A 15544-nucleotide genomic window follows, 5' to 3' on the forward strand; every position below is an offset into this window, starting at 1 on the left:
GATCGGGGCGGCCGACGGCCCGCCCGGCAACGGGCTGCCGGCCCCGTGAACTTCGGGCGGCCGACGGCCCGCCCGGCAACGGGCTACCGGCCCGTGAACTTGGGCTTGGCCTTCTCCGCGAACGCCCGCAGCCCGATCTTGGCGTCGTCGGTGGCGAACAGCCCGGAGAAGTGCAGCCGCTCGATCTCCATCCCGGTGTCCAGATCCGTCTCCAGCCCGTGGTCCACGGCCTGCTTGGCGGCCCGCAGCGCGACCGCGGGCCCGCCCACGAAGGTGGCGGCCCACTCCAGCGCGGCGGTGTAGACCTGCTCGTCCGGCACTACCCGATCCACCAGCCCGAGCGCCAGCGCCTCGGCGGCGGCCACGTGCCGGCCGGTGAAGATGAGGTCCTTGGCCCGGGCGGGCCCGATCAGCCGGGGCAGCCGCTGGGTGCCGCCCGCGCCCGGGATGATGCCGAGCAGGATCTCCGGCTGCCCCAGCTTGGCCGACTCGCCCGCGACCCGGAAGTCCGCGCAGAGCGCCAGCTCGCAGCCGCCGCCCAGGGCGTAGCCGGTGATGGCGGCGAGGACCGGCTTGCCGATCTTGGCCACCGCGGTGAAGCAAGCCTGGAGTGTCCCGGAGTGGGCGGCCATGTCGGCGTACGACATGTCGGCCATCTCCTTGATGTCCACGCCGGCGGCGAACACCCGCTCCCCGCCGTACAGGATCACCGCCTGCACCTGCGGATCGGCGTCCACGAGAGCCGCAGCCTCCGCCAGCTCCTGCTGGACCTGGCCGTTGAGGGCGTTCATCTTCGGCCGGTCGAGACGGATCGTGGCGATCTGGTCGGCCACCTCGACGCTCACAAACTCACCCATGTGATCGAACCTAACAGGTGCTCACCGGCCCGCCGCCGCGGACTTGACGGCGTCCACGGACTTCTTGCTGCGCGAGACCCGCACCAGCGCGGCCGACAGGCGGGCCAGCTCGTCGCCCGAGTGCGCCAGCTCGGCCAGCGGGCGGGCCTGGCGGGGCAGCCCCAGCTTGCCCGCGCCGTCCAGCACCCGCCGGTCCAGGTGCGGCGCGACCTGCGGCCAGACGGCCTGGACCTCGCGCAGGAAGATGTCGGCGCCGGTCGGCCCGATGCCGGGGAACTCCATCAGCAGATCCATGAGCCGCCGCTCGTCGCCGCCCGCCTCGTCGCGCAGGCGGCGCAGGTCGCCCTTCCAGCGGTCCATGATCAGGTCGGCGCCGTCGCCGAGCATCGTGGCGGTGCGCTCGTCGTAGCGACGGTAGTGGCCGCGGCCCAGCGCGTCCACCCGGTCCTGCCAGCTCGCCTCGCGCATCCCCCTGGGCGTGCCGTACCCGGCCGCGAACAATTCCTTGGCGGCGGCCACCGCGACCTCCGCCGAGATGCGGGCGCTGAGCAGGGTGGCCAGGACCAGCAACTGGTAGAGCGGTTTGGGCTGGTCCGCCAGCTTGATGCCGGCCTCGGCCGCGTACGTGCGGCCGTAGCGGTCGAGCAGGGCGTCCAGCACGGCTGCGTCGGTCTTCCCCATGCCGCTGCGCCTACCCGGGACCCGCCGGGGCATGCCGGGCCCGGGTTTGGGCCGGTGGACGAGGGGGAGGCGGAGTTCTTCCACTGAGTGAAGGAGCAGGTCGTGCTGACATTGACCGACAACGCCGTGGTCGCCATCCGGGACCTCATGGTCGGGGAGGACGTGCCCGCCGACGCGGGCCTGCGCATCTCCCCCAAGGCCGACGAGGCGGGCACGCTGGAGGTCTCGCTGGCGAGCACTCCACAGGCCGGGGACCAGGTGGTGGAGAAGGAGGACGTGCGCGTGTTCGTCGCCGAGGAAGCGGTGCCGATCCTCGACGACAAGTCGCTGGACGCCCAGCCGGGCGCGCCGGGGCAGCCGACGTTCCGGCTCGACCGCCGGACCTGACCTCTTCAGCCCTGGTCGGAGTCGTTCTCGGGCGGCCGGGTGTCGCCGAGGCCGAACAGGCCCACCAGCGTCCCGTCCGCCTGGGTGACCACCACGTGGTCCACCTTCGCCTGGTCCATGCGCCGCACCAGCGGGTCGATCTCCTCGCTCGGGCGTACGGTGGTGGCGCCGACCCGCATCACGCCCTCGGCGGTGCCGTCGAGGTCGGCGCCCTTGAGCTCGCGGGAGCCGATCACGCCCTGAACGACGTCGTCCTCGTCCACCACGACGGCCAGGCCCGCCGGGTCGGCGATGATGCGCTCGGTCAGCATGTCCAGCGGGTCGTCCAGGGCGGCGGTCACCGGGTCTCTTCGCACGTTCCTGGACACCAGGGCGGCGTGGCCGTCGTACGGCAGGTCGGCGGAGAGCCAGTCCATCTTCCCGACCCCGTAGTCGTACACCTCCTCGAACCCCAGCCGTCCGAGCCGGTGCGCGGCCCGCGGGCTCAGGTCGCAGAGCCAGTCGTGGCAGTAGACGATGACCGGACGCCCCCGTTCGAGCGGCGGCGCGCCGTCGATGCGGCCGAGCGGCAGGTTGACGGCGCCCGGCAGGTGCGCCCACTGGTACTCGCGTTCGGGCAGCACCTCGACGAGCTGCGCCTGTCTGGTGGCGAGCAGGTCGTGCACGGCGTCGCGGTCGATGATGTGCGTCATGCCCGCCCCGTACCCGGTGATCTGTCTGGGGCACCGCCTGCCTCGGCAACCGCTGCGGCAACTCGGGCCCGCGGCGGCTCGTCCGGCGGCGCCGGTGGCCGGGTACGTGGTGGTGTCCGACCGCCTGAACGTGCGCGGCCTCGATCAGCCCTGCTTGACCGCCTGGATGTGCGCGGTCGCGGTCGCCACGGCGACGGGCTCGCCGTCGGGGCCGAGTAACTCACCGGACATGAAGCACACCTGACGCCCGCGCCGCACCACCCTGCCCCGCCCCACCAGCCGGCCGGGGCGGGCCGGGCGGAGGAACTGGACGTGCAGGTCGAGCGTCGGCGCGAATCGACCCGGCGGCAGCGTCGCGACCAGCGCCGGCCCGAGCGTGTCATCGAGCATCGCCGCCAGGAAGCCGCCCTGGACGACACCCACCGGGTTGGTGAAGCGCTCATCCGCCGTGAACGCCACCTCGATCGTCCCCTCGTCGGGGTCCACGTGCAGCAGCTCCCAGCCGAGGGTGGTGGCGGCGGGGGGCGGCTGCGCGCGGCCGGCCAGCACGTCCCAGAACGGGCCTTCGCGGGTGGGTGTCTCCATGGAGCCATTGAACGGGACGGGACCGACAGAAATCCGTGCGGAGAAGGGGCTTTCACACCTCGGGTTAGGCTGCTGTGAGTAAGCCGATGGACGAGCAGAGGAAGGCGGCTGGCCACATGAGCGCGCCGGGCCATCTGACGACGGAGGCCGGAAAGGATCGTGGAGTTGTGCTCGCTGACCAGATGGATCGCATGATCGCGCTGGCGGAGGAGGCGCAGGGGGAGGAGACCTGGGCGTTCGATGCGCTCAGCCGGTTCGTGGTGGGTTGTGTGGGGGCGGGGCTGGATCCGCTGGGGGCCGTCTCGGGGGCGCGGGCGGGGGATGTCGCCGCCGCCACCGAGACCCGTACGGCCGGCGCCGCGGCGGGCGACGGTGCGGCGGGCGGGCGGCTGCTGAAGGTGCTCGGAGAGATCGTGCAGGCGGGGCATGGTGAGGGTGCGCTGCGGGCCGATGTGGGGGTCGGTGACGTGGTGGGGGTCGTCGGGCTGCTCGTCCGGGGGGTGCCCACGGTGCCTGGAGGGCTGGGCGAGGAGCTGCGGGAGCGGGGGGCGCGGCTGGTGCTCGCCGGGATGCGGGCCCATCCCGCGCCGCTGCCGCCTGGTGCGGCGTTGACGGCCGAGGAGTTGGTGCGGCGGGTGTCGGGGTAGGGCCGGGCGCCGTTCGCGTTGCGCCGGACTCCGCCGCACGACGACTCGCCGACCCGGCGCCTGCAAGGCGACGCGTGGTTGCGCCGGCGGTCCCGGTTGTCACGCGGGGCCGTGCGGTGCCGCCATGGTCACTGGTCCTCGTCGGGTGTGCCGGAGGCGAGGCGCCGCTGCCCGGCGCACCGCCGCCCCCACGCGTCAGGCGAGGACGGCGGCACGAAGCCGGGCAAGGCAGGGGTCAAACGGGCGGCGGGAAGCCCGTCAGGCCATGGGGGATCCCGCGTCGTACGGCCTGGACGATCTCCTGGTGGAGGCGGGGCCCGGGATCGGTGGCGGGCGCCAGAGGGCTGCCCTCGATCTCGTACCACTCGTCGGCGTCCAGATACTGCACCCGCACAGTCACCCGCTCCCCCACCACCACCGTCCGCACCGTCACCTCACCGGTGATGACGCCGACCTCCTCGGTCATCACCCCGCCGGGCCCGGCGACGACGCTGGTCTCGTAGGTTTCGGCGCTCACTGCGCCCCGTAGCAGGTCGCCACCATCTCATCCAGCGCGTCCCGCTCGGCGGCGGTGACGGTGAGGTCGTAGCGGGACTTGACGTCGATCCAGGCCCGGCTGTACGTGCACCAGTACGACCGCAGCGGCGGCCGCCACTGGTCGGGTGACTGGTCGCCCTTGGAGCGGTTGGAGGCGGCCGAGACCGCGAGGAGCTGGGGCCCGTCCAGGTCGTTGGCGAACTGCCTGCGCCGGGCGTCCGTCCAGGTGTCGGCGCCCGAACGCCAGGCCTGGGCCAGCGGCACCATGTGGTCGATGTCGAGGCTGGAGGCGTCGGTGAAGTCCTTGCCGTCGTACACGCTGTGCCAGGTGCCGCTGATGGCGCGGCAGTTCTCGTCCTGCTTGACGTCGGCGCCGTCGCGGGCGAGGACGGTCTCGCGGGTGTCGCAGGAGTGGCCCTGCTGGGTCCAGTGCGGGAAGCGGGAGCGGCTGTAGCCGGTCATCGGGCGGGGTTCGGCGGTGACGAGCTGCTGGAGCTGGGCCTGGGCGGCTGGGGCGGAGAGGGTGGGTGGGAGTTCGGTGGGGGAGGCGGCGCTCGTGCCGGTCGCCGGGATGAGGACCAGGAGGGTCGTGGTCGCGGCGGTGGCCGTGCGAGCGGGCCATGATCGCAATGAGAACATGGCTCACGACTACAGTGTTGATTACTTTCTGTAGTCGGAGACACCGCCCACTTGTCACTTACAGTGACGACCTTGGGGTGGTCTTGGGATTCAGTCGGTGCCCGAGAGGCGTTCGACGCCGCGGAGCAGCGCCGAGTGGTCGAGGGCGCCGTCGCCGACCGCGTTCGCCGACGCGACGAGCTGCGCCACCAGGGCGCCGAGCGGCAGCACGACCCCCGCCTCGCGGGCGGCCGAGGTGACGATGCCCAGGTCCTTGTGGTGCAGGGCGAGGCGGAAGCCCGGCTCGAAGGAGTGGCCGACCATGTTGGCGCCCTTCTGGGTCAGCACGGCCGAGCCCGCCAGCCCGCCGCCGAGCACCTCCAGCGCCGCCTCCAGATCCACCCCGTACGCCCGCAGGAACACCACCGCCTCCGCCAGCGCCTCGAGGTTGGCCGCCACGATGAGCTGGTTCGCGGCCTTGACCGTCTGGCCGGAGCCGCTCGGCCCCACGTGCACGACGGTTCTGCCGACCGCGTCGAACACCGGCCTGGCCGCCTCGAACGCGTCGGCCTGCCCGCCGACCATGATGGACAGGGCCGCGTTCCTGGCGCCGGCCTCACCGCCAGAGACGGGCGCGTCGAGGTAGCGCAGGTCGCGGCGGCCCGCCTCCGCGGCCAGCTCGCGGGTGACGTCGGGGCGGATCGAGGAGAAGTCGATGATCAGCGTGCCCGGGGCGGCGTGCTCGAAGACGCCGCCGGGGCCGGTCAGCACCTCCTGGACGTCGGGCGAGTCGGGCACCATGAGCGCGACGACCTCGGCGCCCGCCACGGCGTCGGCGATCGACTCCGCCACCCGCCCGCCGGCCTCCGCCAGCGGCCGCGCCTTCTCGGGCGTGCGGTTGTAGCCGGCCACGGCGTGCCCGGCCCGGACCAGGTGGACGGCCATGGGGCTGCCCATGATGCCGAGGCCGATGAAGGCGATGGCGGTCACGTCGATGTACCTTCCCTCCGGTTGTGGGTGGTCGCGCGCCTGTGGCGTACAGGTCGTCACGCTGACGCGCGTTGTTCCCGGGGCAGCCAGGCGAACGCGTCCGGCCCCTTGGCCTGGTACTCGAGGCCGACGTAACCGTCGTACCCGGCGGCGCGCACGGCGTCGATCCACTGCCGCAGCGGCAGCTCGCCGCTGCCCGGGGCGCCCCTGCCGGGCGCGTCGGCGATCTGTACGTGGGCGACGCGCGAGCCGTACCGCTCGATGACGGCCGGGACGTCGTCACCGTTGACGGCCAGGTGGTAGAAGTCGGCGAGCAGCCCCGCGCCGGGCACCCGGTCGAGCACGGCCACCGCGTCGGCCACCGTGCGCAGCGGGTAGCGGGGTGCGCCGCTGACCGGTTCGAGCAGCACGGTGCCCGGCACGCCGGCCACGCAGGCGGCCAGCAGCTCGGCGGCCAGCTCGTCCTGCTCCTCGGCGGAGGCGCCCTCGACGCGGTTGCCGTACAGGGCGTTGAAAGCGCGGCAGCCGAGCCGCTCGCCGATCTCCGCCACCACGGGGATGTTGTCGAGCAGCTCGCGCGAGCGGCCCGGCCACGACACCACGCCGCGGTCGCCGCCCGGCATGTCGCCGGCGAAGAAGTTGAGCCCCGTGAGCCGGACCCCGGCGTCCTCGACCGCCCGGACGAACGCGTCCACCTCCCGGTCACCCGGCACCGCCACGGGCCACGGCCACCAGAACTCCACGGCCGCGAACCCGTCGGCCGCCGCCGCGGCGGGGCGTTCGAGCAGCGGCAGGTCCGTGTAGAGGATGGAGCAGTTGACGGTCCACTCGGTCACGCGAAGGCCCTCTTCCGGATGGCTCGGCGGGCGCCCCTCGCCTGGTCGGGACGGTGGACAGGCGCGGACGTGCCCGCTCGGGGTTCGTCATACTAGTCCTCCCGATCTCCGGCGTTCCTGGCGGAACCATGCGCCGGCCCTCGCCCCGTACGAGATCCAGGGGTGGCAGGTGTGTCGCAGGGGCAACATGAAGCCAGGGCGGGTCTATGATGTTGGAAAGTAAAGCGGCTGGAGGTCGGGCATGCGGATGTCGCAGTGGGCGCACGACACGTTCGGGCAGCGCGTCCCCCTGATCAGACAGGGCATCGCCGAGGCGCTGTCGGTGGCGCTGGAGAATGCGCTCGACGCGCAGAAGGTGGCGCAGACCGACCATCTGCACCCGTTCGGGTTCACGCTGATGTCGCGCAAGTTCGAGGCGCTCGCCGAGGCCTTCGAGGACCTGGGTGACGTGCGCGTGGTCAAGCCCGGCGGCTCCCAGCACGAGCTGGTGGTGCTCGACGGCAAGCTGCTGTTCCCCTTCCGCTACGCCAAGGACCGCTCGATCAGCGTGATGAGCGCGCGCATCGGCGACGGGCGGCCGTCGGCGCTGGTGCAGGCGCTGTTCAACCGGTTCGGGCCCGAGCCCCGGATGCGGCAGCTCGCGCTGCACGACATCGCGCCGCACGCCGTCCCGGTCGCCGAGGCGCTGGGCGACCTGCCGGAGGACACCCGGCTGGTGCTGATCGCCTACGCCTGCAACGCGCACGCCGGGCTGCTCGACGCCTGGTGGGGCGAGGCGGAGCTGCTCGACCGCACCGGCAGCCTGCGCTGGCACCACTGCGAGGAGATCCCGCTCGTCCAGGAGAGCGCGGCGCCCGCCCGGCGCGAGGGCGAGGCCGCGGCCTTCGACCAGGGGGTGCTCCCCTCCCCCGCGCTCAACCCGCGCACGGGCGCCGCCCGGCTCGCGGCGCCCGTCAGCGAGCCGCTCCCGTTCGGGCCAGAAGCCGCCAGCGGTGCATGACTCCGGCACGCGACCGCCGCGTGACGCGGCCGGGCAGGTCTCCAGGGCGGGCGGGCCGAGCCCGCAGGCGGTCGCCGACGCGTTCGACGCCACCCGCCTCACCCAGGCCCGCCACCTGGCCGCGCTCACCAAGAAGGAGGTCGCCGAGCACCTCGGCGTCTCCCCCGCCGCGGTCGGCCAGTACGAGTCCGGCGTCACCCGGCCACGCCCCGACCTGATCCCGCGGCTGGCCGAGGTGCTGTCGGTGCCGATGGCGTTCTTCCTGCCCGGGCGCCCGCACGGCAAGCTCGACGGCTCCATGGCGCACTTCCGCAGCCTCCGCTCCACCCGCGCCTACCAGCGGGCCAAGGCCGTGGCGTTCGTCGAGCAGGTGTGGGAGCTCACCTACGCGCTGGAGAAGCGCGTGCAGCTGCCCCTCGTCGACCTGCCCGGGTTCGCGGGCGGCGAGATGCATTCCGACCTGCCGCGCGACCCGGCGGGGGCGGCCCGCGCGCTGCGCGCCCACTGGGGGCTGGGCACCGGCCCGATCAGCCATCTCGTACGCCGGATGGAGTCGCACGGCATCGTCGTGGCCTTCCCCCGGCACGATCCCGACGCGGTCACCGTCGACGCCTTCTCCACCTCCAGCCTGCCGCGCCCGATCGTGGTGCTGACGCCCAACCGGTTCGACGACATCTACCGTCACCGGTTCACCGCCGCCCACGAGCTGGGGCACCTGGTGCTGCACGGTGACACGGCGGCGGGTGACACGCAGCAGGAGCGGGAGGCCGACGCGTTCGCGGCCGAGTTCCTCACGCCGCGTGACAGCATCCTGCCGCAGCTTCCGCTCCGTGCCGATCTGCGGCGGCTGGCCGAGCTGCGGCAGACGTGGGGGGTGTCGGTCGACTCGCTGCTCTATCGGTGCAGGGAGACGGGGCTGCTGTCCGACTCCGCCGCCGGGCGGGCCTACCAGCGGCTGGCGGCGCTGCGCGATCAGCCCGGGTTCACCAACGAGCCGGTCTCGGGGTATCCGGGGGAGCAGCCGGTGCTGCTGGCGGAGGCGTTCGAGCTGGCCGGGCGGGAGAGCGGGCTGAGCGCGGCCACGCTGGCGCAGGAGCTGGCCTGGCCCATCGCACGGGTGCGCGAGCTGATCGGGCTGCCGGATCGGCGGCCTTCGCTGAAGCTCGTCCCCTGAACTCGTCCACTGACCTCGTCCACTGAACTCGTCCCACTGAAGCTCGTGCCCTGACCCCGGGCGCCACCCGTGTGGTGGCGGTCACCGGGGCTCGGCGCGTGGGGTGGCGGTCAGGGTGAGGCTGCCCGGCAGGGCGGCGACGGCTTCGTGGAAGCGGGCGGCGAGGGCCGGCACGGAGGGGCGCTCGCCCGCCGTGGCGGCCCACCCGCCGACCGCGACCCGCCACGCCGCCACCAGCATGTCGCCCGCCAGCCGCGTACGCGGATCGTCGGGCAGGTCGAGCCGCCGGTGCAGCACCTCCAGCACCGCCCCCAGGGTGCTCTCGCAGAAGTGCAGGTTGTGGGCGTCCATCGAGGACGTCTCACGTGACAGCCGGTGGCTCAGCGCCGCCCGCCCCGCCCACGCCTCGTCGGCCACCCGGTCCAGCGCGGCCAGCAGGGTCGCCTCCATCAGCTCCATCAGCGGCCGCCCGTCCGCCGGGATGGTCTCCAGCTCCTCCAGGAAGGCCCGCCACATGTCGTGCAGCGGCGCCATCGCGACGTCCTCCTTGCCGCCGAAGTAGCGGAAGAACGTGCGCTTGGAGACCTCCACCTCCTCGCACAGCTCGTCCAGCGTGACCGCGCCGTAGCCGCGCGTGCCGAACAGGTCGAGTGCGGTGTCGATCAGGGCCTGTCGGGTGCGCAGCTTCTTGCGCTCGCGCAGCGGCGGGGCGGTGGTCATGCCAGGCAGTGTATGCGAGCGGCGAACGCCCCTTGAGCGCTAACGCCACTGAGTGGCATATGGTGGTCCTGCTTCTGGCAGCCAGACAAGAAAGGCGCCCGCTCATGCGTGCTCTGCTCATCGACCGTTCGACCGACTCCGGCCTGCGCCTCGCCGATACCACCGACCCCGTGCCCGAGCCGCACCAGGCCCTCGTCCGCGTGCATGCCACCTCGCTCAACTTCGGGGAGGTCAAGCACGGCCTCGCCGGTGCCGCCGACGGCGCCGTGCCGGGCTGGGACGCGGCGGGCGTGGTCGAGCGCGCCGCCGCCGACGGGTCGGGCCCGGCCGAGGGCACCCCGGTGATCACCATCGGGCTCGACGGCGCGTGGGCGGAGCTGCGGGCCGTGGACACCTCGACGCTCGGCGTCGTCACCGCCGGAGCCGACCTCGGGGCGATCAGCACGGTCCCGGTCGCGGGCGCCAGCGCCCTGCGCGCGCTGCGCAGGATCGGGCCGCTGCTCGGCAGGCGCGTGCTGGTGACGGGCGCCACGGGCGGCGTCGGCCGGTACGCCGTGCAGCTCGCCCGCCGCGCCGGCGCCCACGTCCTCGCCTCCACCTCGAACCCGGCGAGGCACGGCGACGAGCTGCGCGCGCTGGGCGCCCACGAGGTCGTCGCGCACCCCGGGGAGACCGGCGGCCTGGTGGACGGGGTGATCGACAACGTCGGCGGGCCCCAGCTCGTGGCGGCGTTCGACAGGCTGGCGGCGCACGGCACGCTGGTGTCCGTCGGGCACGGGACGGGCGAGGCGGAGACGTTCCCGTTCGGCGCGATGTTCGGCGACGAGGGGCGGCACGACCGCTCCATCGTCACCTTCTACCTGCTGGACGGCGCGGACCTGGTGCCCGACCTGACCTGGCTGGCCGCCCGCGTGGCCGCCGGCGACCTGGACCCGGGCATCTCCTGGCGCGGCGGGTGGGAGCGGGCGGACGAGGCCGTCGCCGCCCTGGTCGAAGGCCGGTTGCACGGCAAGGCGGTGCTCGACGTCGGCTGACGGCTTGACCTGAAGCAAGCTTGAGGTTGCACGCTCGTAGGAAGCACCGCCACCTACGAGGGGAACATCATGCACGCCGTCGTCCTGCACGCCTTCGGCCCCGCCGAGAACCTCGGCTACGAGACCGTCCCCGACCCCGAGCCCGGCCCCGGCCAGGTCCGCATCGCCGTCAAGGCGGCCGGCGTGCACCTGGTGGAGACCATGATGCGCGCCGGCCTGGCCAGCGACTCGCTGCCTCCGCTGCCCGAGCTGCCGTCGATCTTCGGCGGCGAGGTGTCCGGGGTGGTGGACGCCGTGGGCCCCGGCGTGGACCCCGCCTGGATCGGGCGCGAGGTGGTGACCGCGGGCGGCCGTCCCGGCGGCTACGCGGAGCTGGCCGTGGCCGACCTGGACGGCCTGCACCGGCTGCCCACCGGGCTGAGCCACGAGGCAGCCGTGGCGATGATCGTCACAGGGGTCACCACGCTGCAGTTCCTCGACGTCGCCGAGCTGACCTCCTCCGACGTCGTCCTCGTGACCTCCGCCGCGGGCGGGATCGGGCGGCTGATCATCCAGTACGCGCGCCGCCTCGGCGCCCAGGTGATCGGCGCGGCGGGCGGCGCCGCCAAGGTGGCGGCCGTCCGCGAGCTGGGCGCCGACTTCGCCGTGGACTACGACCAGCCCTCCTGGCAGGAGGAGGCCGCCTCGTGGCTGGGCGGCAGGAAGGTCACCGCCCTGCTGGACGGGGTGGGCGGCGACAAGGCGCGGGCGGCGTTCGAGCTGCTGGCCGACGGCGGCCGGTACGTCACCATCGGCAACGCCTCCCAAGGCGACTTCACGCCGGACCCCGCGACGGTCGAGCAGCGCGGCCTGACCGTGACGAACGCGCTGCTCCTGCTGCTCGGCCGGCCGCAGGAGCGGCCCGCGTACGAGGTCAGGGCGCTGGCGGCGGCGGCCGACGGCACGCTCGTCCCGGACGTGCAGGTGTTCCCGCTGTCGCGGGCCGCCGCGGCGCACGCCGCGCTGGAGTCCCGGCAGACCACGGGCAAGGTCGTCCTCGTGCCGTGAGCGCGTGGCGCGTCGTCCGGTCCACCCGCTCCTCGAAGGGGACTTGTCGCTCATTAGGGTGCAAGACATGGCGGATCGGACAAGAGACCCGGGAACCCCTGACTGCCGTGGTGCCGGACGCTATCTGTGGTGGCTCGTCACGCAGCAGCGCGGCCGGGTCCTGGCGGGCGCCACCCTGGGCACCGCCTGGATGGTCTGCCTGACGCTGCCGCCGTACCTCCTGTCCCGCGCCATCGACGACGGCCTGGCCACCGGACGCTGGCCCGTGCTGGCCGGCTGGGTCACCGCCGTGTTCGGCATCGGACTGCTGAACGCCTGGCTGGCCATCATGCGGCACCGGACCATGACCCGGGTGCGCATGGACGCAGCCTTCCGTACCGTCCGGGTGGTGGCCCTGCAGGCCGCGCGGCTGGGCGCGGCGCTGCCGCGCAAGGTGACGGCCGGCGAGGTGGTCACGATCGGCTTCGGCGACGCCGCCATGATGAGCAGCACGCTCACCGTCACCGGCCCCGGCGTCGGCGCGGTGCTGGCCTACGCCGTGGTGGCCGGGCTGCTGCTGACCGTCTCCCCGCTGCTGGCCGCCGTGGTGCTGCTGGGCGTGCCGCTGCTCGTCGTGGTGCTCGGCCCGCTGCTGGGACGGCTGCGCGGGGCGGAGACCGCCTACCGGGTGCGGCAGGGCGAGCTGGCCGCGCGCTTCGCCGACATCGCGGGCGGGCTGCGGGTGCTGAACGGCATCGGCGGCAAGGACGTCTACGCCGCCCGCTACCGGGAGGGCTCCCAGGAGCTGCGGGAGCAGGGGTATCGCGTGGGGGCGGTGACGAGCTGGATCGGGGCCGTGGGGGTGGGGCTGCCCACGTTGTTCCTGGGCGCGGTGACGTGGCTGGCGGCGCGGATGGCCGTGCAGGGGGACATCACCGTCGGGGAGCTGGTGGCGGTGTACGGGTACGCCGCCGTGCTGGTGGTGCCGGTCGCGTTCTTCGTCGAGGGCGGTTACGACATCGGGCGTGGCCTGGTCGCGGCCCGCCGGGTCGTGCACTTCCTGACCCTCAAGCCCGATCGGGCGGACGGCGGTCGCGACGCTCCGGTGTCACCCGCTCCCCTGCTCGATCCGGAGTCCGGGGTCGAGGTGGTGCCCGGGGTGCTGACCGCGCTGGTGAGTGCGCGGCCCGCGGAGGCGGTGGCGGTGCTGGATCGGCTGGGTGGGTTCGCGGAGTCGGGGGTGAGGTGGGGCGGGATTCGGCTGGGTGAGATCGACCTGGCGCAGGTGCGGGAGCGGATCCTGGTCGCCGACAACGAGGCCGACCTGTTCGCCGGCACGCTGCGCGCGGTCGTCGCCGGCCGCCTCGCGGCGGGCGAAGAGGCCGGCGCGAGCCGCCTGACCGTGGGCGATGAGGCGATCGCCCGTGCCGTGCACGCGGCCATGGCCGACGACATCGTCCAGGCTCTCCCGCACGGGCTCGGCTCCCTCATCGCCGCCCAGGGCCGCAACCTCTCGGGCGGGCAGCGGCAGCGCCTGCGGCTGGCCCGCGCGCTGCTCGCCGACCCGGAGGTCCTGCTGGCCGCCGAGCCCACCTCGGCCCTGGACGCCCACACGGAGGCCACGGTGGCGGAGCGGCTGCGCGCCGCCCGTGTGGGTCGCACCACGGCCGTCGCCACCACCTCACCGCTCGTCCTGGACCGGGCCGACCTCGTGCACTACCTGGTGGACGGCGTGGTGGCGGCCTCGGGCTCCCACCACGACCTGCTGCGCGACCAGCCCGGCTACCGCGCGCTCGTCTCACGCGGTTCGGCCGACGACGACGATCAGGCGGCCCCGACCGGCGGCGACGAACACGGAGACGACGACCATCCCGGCCGGCGAGTCGACGCCGGCGCCCAGGAGCGCCGATGACCTCCCCCGGCTCCGCCCGGCTGCCCATCGCCGCCCCCGCGCTGACCCGCCGCGCCGCCCTGCGCCTGATCCGCCTGGACGCCCGCGCCTTCACCGGCATGCTCGCGCTCAACGCCCTGGCCGCAGCCGCCGGCCTGGCCGCGCCGTGGCTGCTGGGCCGCATCATCGACGAGGTCAAGGCCGGCGCCAGCCTGACCACCGTGGACCGGCTGGCCCTGGCCATCCTGGTCTGCGCGGTGGCCCAGCTCGTCCTGTTCCGGTACGCGAGCTACGTCGGCCACCGCTTCGGCGAGCGCACGCTGGCCCGGATCAGGGAGCAGTTCACCGAGCGGGCGCTGGCGTTGCCGTCGTCGGCGGCCGAGCGGGCGGGCACGGGCGACCTGACCACGCGGGGCACGACCGACGTGGCCGCCGTCGGGGTCATGCTCCGGGACGCGGGGCCTGACGTGGCGATCGCGGCCGTGCGGGCGCTGTTCGTGCTGGTCGCCGTCTTCGTGCTGGATCCGCTGCTGGGCGCGTGCGGGCTGCTGAGCCTGGTGGGCATCTGGTTCGCCTCCCGGTGGTACCTGCGCCGGGCGATGACGGCGTACCTGGACGAGGGTGCCGCGAACTCGGCGCTCGCCGAGGAGCTGGCCTCGACCACCGGCGGCGCCCGCACGATGCAGGCCCTGCGCCTGGAGCGGCGGCGCCTCGACGCCTGCCATCACGCCATCGAGGAGTGCCGCCGCACCCGGCTGCGGACGTTGTCGCTGCGCAGCGTGCTCTTCCCGGCGGTGGACGTCTCGCACGTGCTGCCCGTCACCGCCGTGCTGCTGCTCGGCGGCGCGCTGCTGATGCGCGAGCCCGCCGCGGTGACGCTGGGCACGGTGGTGACCGCGGCGCTCTACCTGACCCAGCTGTCGGAGCCGCTCAACACCATCCTGGAGCAGCTCGAACGCCTGCAGAGCAGCACCGCCTCCTTCGCCCGCGTGGAGGGCCTGGCCCTGACCTCGAAGCCCGCCGGGGACTCCCCCGTGCCGGCCGACGACCGCATCGAGGTGTCCGGGGTGCGCTTCGCCTACGACGGCGGCCCCGACGTCCTGCACGGGGTCGATCTGCTCGTCCGCCCCGGCGAGCGCCTGGCGATCGTCGGCCCGTCGGGCGCGGGCAAGACCACGCTCGGCCGGCTGCTGGCGGGCATGGACGCGCCGAAGGCGGGCTCCGTCACGGTGGGCGGCGTCCCGGTGGCCGACCTGGGCCCGGCCGAGCTGCGCGAGCGCGTCGTCCTCGTCACCCAGGAGCACCACGTCTTCCTCGGCACCATCCGCGAGAACCTGCGCATCGCCGCCCCCTCGGCCACCGACGACGAGCTGCGCGCGGCCCTGGCGGCCGTGGGCGCGGACTGGGTGGGCGACCTGGCCGGCGGCCTGGACACCGACCTCGGCCACGGCGCCCACCGCCCGGACGGCGCCCAGGCCCAGCAACTGGCGCTGGCCCGCGTGGTGCTGGCCGACCCGCACACGCTGATCCTCGACGAGGCCACCGCGCTGCTGGACCCGCGCACGGCCCGCCACACGGAGCGCGCGCTGGCCGCCGTGCTCCAGGGCCGCACGGTCATCGCGATCGCGCACCGGCTGCAGACCGCGCACGACGCGGACCGGGTGGCGGTGATGCAGGACGGGCGGCTGACGGAGCTGGGCACGCATGACGAGCTGGTCGCGGCGGGCGGCACGTACGCGGCGCTCTGGCACTCCTGGCACGGCCGCTGACCCCGGCGATCCGGAGGTTAAGGACTGAAAAATATCTTCGCAAAGATCTCGCCTGCGAAGGAAAATGTTGAGACGCTGAACTGCACGACGCGCCCCCCAG

The 15544-nt window shown here is 74.0% G+C and carries 17 protein-coding genes; 8 read left to right on the top strand and 9 right to left on the bottom strand.

Features of this window, described 5'->3' with window-relative positions; all coding sequences use genetic code 11:
- Nucleotides 1–83: 83 nt before the first annotated feature.
- The gene (locus LCN96_RS48205; protein ID WP_225269105.1) at nucleotides 84–857 is read right to left on the bottom strand and encodes an enoyl-CoA hydratase/isomerase family protein; all 774 of its coding nucleotides are present in this window, start codon (nucleotides 855–857) and stop codon (nucleotides 84–86) included.
- Between the two features lie 21 nt (nucleotides 858–878).
- Complete coding sequence (locus LCN96_RS48210) at nucleotides 879–1538, bottom strand: endonuclease (RefSeq protein ID WP_225269106.1); 660 nt, start codon at nucleotides 1536–1538, stop codon at nucleotides 879–881.
- 102 nt (nucleotides 1539–1640) lie between these two features.
- On the opposite strand from LCN96_RS48210, the gene LCN96_RS48215 reads away from it, so the two are divergent.
- A complete protein-coding gene (locus tag LCN96_RS48215) occupies nucleotides 1641–1925 on the top strand; it encodes a HesB/IscA family protein (RefSeq protein WP_225269107.1) in 285 nt (94 codons plus the stop codon).
- 5 nt (nucleotides 1926–1930) lie between these two features.
- On the opposite strand, the gene LCN96_RS48220 is transcribed toward LCN96_RS48215, so the two are convergent.
- Together LCN96_RS48220 and LCN96_RS48225 are read right to left on the bottom strand one after the other, a co-directional pair.
- Complete coding sequence (locus tag LCN96_RS48220) at nucleotides 1931–2617, bottom strand: rhodanese-like domain-containing protein (RefSeq protein ID WP_225269108.1); 687 nt, start codon at nucleotides 2615–2617, stop codon at nucleotides 1931–1933.
- A gap of 144 nt (nucleotides 2618–2761) precedes the next feature.
- The gene (locus tag LCN96_RS48225) at nucleotides 2762–3202 is read right to left on the bottom strand and encodes a PaaI family thioesterase (protein WP_225269109.1); all 441 of its coding nucleotides are present in this window, start codon (nucleotides 3200–3202) and stop codon (nucleotides 2762–2764) included.
- A 167-nt stretch (nucleotides 3203–3369) separates the two neighbouring features.
- Between LCN96_RS48225 and LCN96_RS48230 the strand changes: the two genes are divergently transcribed.
- Nucleotides 3370–3849, top strand: coding sequence for a hypothetical protein (locus LCN96_RS48230; protein ID WP_225269110.1), 480 nt, complete (start codon nucleotides 3370–3372; stop codon nucleotides 3847–3849).
- Nucleotides 3850–4084: 235 nt separating this feature from the next.
- Here LCN96_RS48230 and LCN96_RS48235 read toward each other — a convergent pair whose 3' ends face one another.
- From LCN96_RS48235 to LCN96_RS48250, 4 genes are all read right to left on the bottom strand, one after another.
- Complete coding sequence (locus LCN96_RS48235; RefSeq protein WP_225269111.1) at nucleotides 4085–4366, bottom strand: hypothetical protein; 282 nt, start codon at nucleotides 4364–4366, stop codon at nucleotides 4085–4087.
- Nucleotides 4363–5025 carry an HNH endonuclease family protein gene (locus LCN96_RS48240; RefSeq protein WP_225269112.1) on the bottom strand — a complete coding sequence of 221 codons (663 nt, stop codon included), beginning with the start codon at nucleotides 5023–5025 and terminating at the stop codon, nucleotides 4363–4365. The genes LCN96_RS48235 and LCN96_RS48240 overlap by 4 nt, the downstream gene beginning before the upstream one ends.
- Nucleotides 5026–5115: 90 nt before the next feature.
- Nucleotides 5116–6000, bottom strand: a complete 885-nt coding sequence (locus LCN96_RS48245; protein WP_404823993.1) for a 2-hydroxy-3-oxopropionate reductase — start codon at nucleotides 5998–6000, stop codon at nucleotides 5116–5118.
- Between the two features lie 50 nt (nucleotides 6001–6050).
- Nucleotides 6051–6830, bottom strand: a complete 780-nt coding sequence (locus tag LCN96_RS48250; protein WP_225269114.1) for a hydroxypyruvate isomerase family protein — start codon at nucleotides 6828–6830, stop codon at nucleotides 6051–6053.
- A 241-nt stretch (nucleotides 6831–7071) separates the two neighbouring features.
- Here LCN96_RS48250 and LCN96_RS48255 point away from each other — a divergent pair, with 241 nt between their 5' ends.
- Together LCN96_RS48255 and LCN96_RS48260 are read left to right on the top strand one after the other, a co-directional pair.
- Complete coding sequence (locus tag LCN96_RS48255; RefSeq protein WP_225269115.1) at nucleotides 7072–7830, top strand: hypothetical protein; 759 nt, start codon at nucleotides 7072–7074, stop codon at nucleotides 7828–7830.
- Entirely contained in the window at nucleotides 7823–9004 is a 1182-nt protein-coding gene (locus LCN96_RS48260; protein WP_225269116.1) for a helix-turn-helix domain-containing protein, read from the top strand. Before LCN96_RS48255 ends, LCN96_RS48260 begins: the two co-directional genes overlap by 8 nt.
- A gap of 81 nt (nucleotides 9005–9085) precedes the next feature.
- Here LCN96_RS48260 and LCN96_RS48265 read toward each other — a convergent pair whose 3' ends face one another.
- Nucleotides 9086–9724 carry a TetR/AcrR family transcriptional regulator gene (locus LCN96_RS48265; protein ID WP_225269117.1) on the bottom strand — a complete coding sequence of 213 codons (639 nt, stop codon included), beginning with the start codon at nucleotides 9722–9724 and terminating at the stop codon, nucleotides 9086–9088.
- A gap of 104 nt (nucleotides 9725–9828) precedes the next feature.
- Between LCN96_RS48265 and LCN96_RS48270 the strand changes: the two genes are divergently transcribed.
- From LCN96_RS48270 to LCN96_RS48285, 4 genes are all read left to right on the top strand, one after another.
- The gene (locus LCN96_RS48270; RefSeq protein ID WP_225269118.1) at nucleotides 9829–10758 is read left to right on the top strand and encodes a zinc-binding dehydrogenase; all 930 of its coding nucleotides are present in this window, start codon (nucleotides 9829–9831) and stop codon (nucleotides 10756–10758) included.
- Nucleotides 10759–10827: 69 nt separating this feature from the next.
- The gene (locus tag LCN96_RS48275) at nucleotides 10828–11805 is read left to right on the top strand and encodes a zinc-binding dehydrogenase (protein ID WP_225269119.1); all 978 of its coding nucleotides are present in this window, start codon (nucleotides 10828–10830) and stop codon (nucleotides 11803–11805) included.
- Between the two features lie 67 nt (nucleotides 11806–11872).
- The gene (locus LCN96_RS48280; RefSeq protein WP_225269120.1) at nucleotides 11873–13696 is read left to right on the top strand and encodes an ABC transporter transmembrane domain-containing protein; all 1824 of its coding nucleotides are present in this window, start codon (nucleotides 11873–11875) and stop codon (nucleotides 13694–13696) included.
- Complete coding sequence (locus tag LCN96_RS48285) at nucleotides 13693–15444, top strand: ABC transporter ATP-binding protein (protein WP_225269121.1); 1752 nt, start codon at nucleotides 13693–13695, stop codon at nucleotides 15442–15444. The genes LCN96_RS48280 and LCN96_RS48285 overlap by 4 nt, the downstream gene beginning before the upstream one ends.
- Nucleotides 15445–15544: the final 100 nt, after the last annotated feature.

The organism is Nonomuraea gerenzanensis (assembly GCF_020215645.1).
Classification (GTDB): domain Bacteria; phylum Actinomycetota; class Actinomycetes; order Streptosporangiales; family Streptosporangiaceae; genus Nonomuraea; species Nonomuraea gerenzanensis.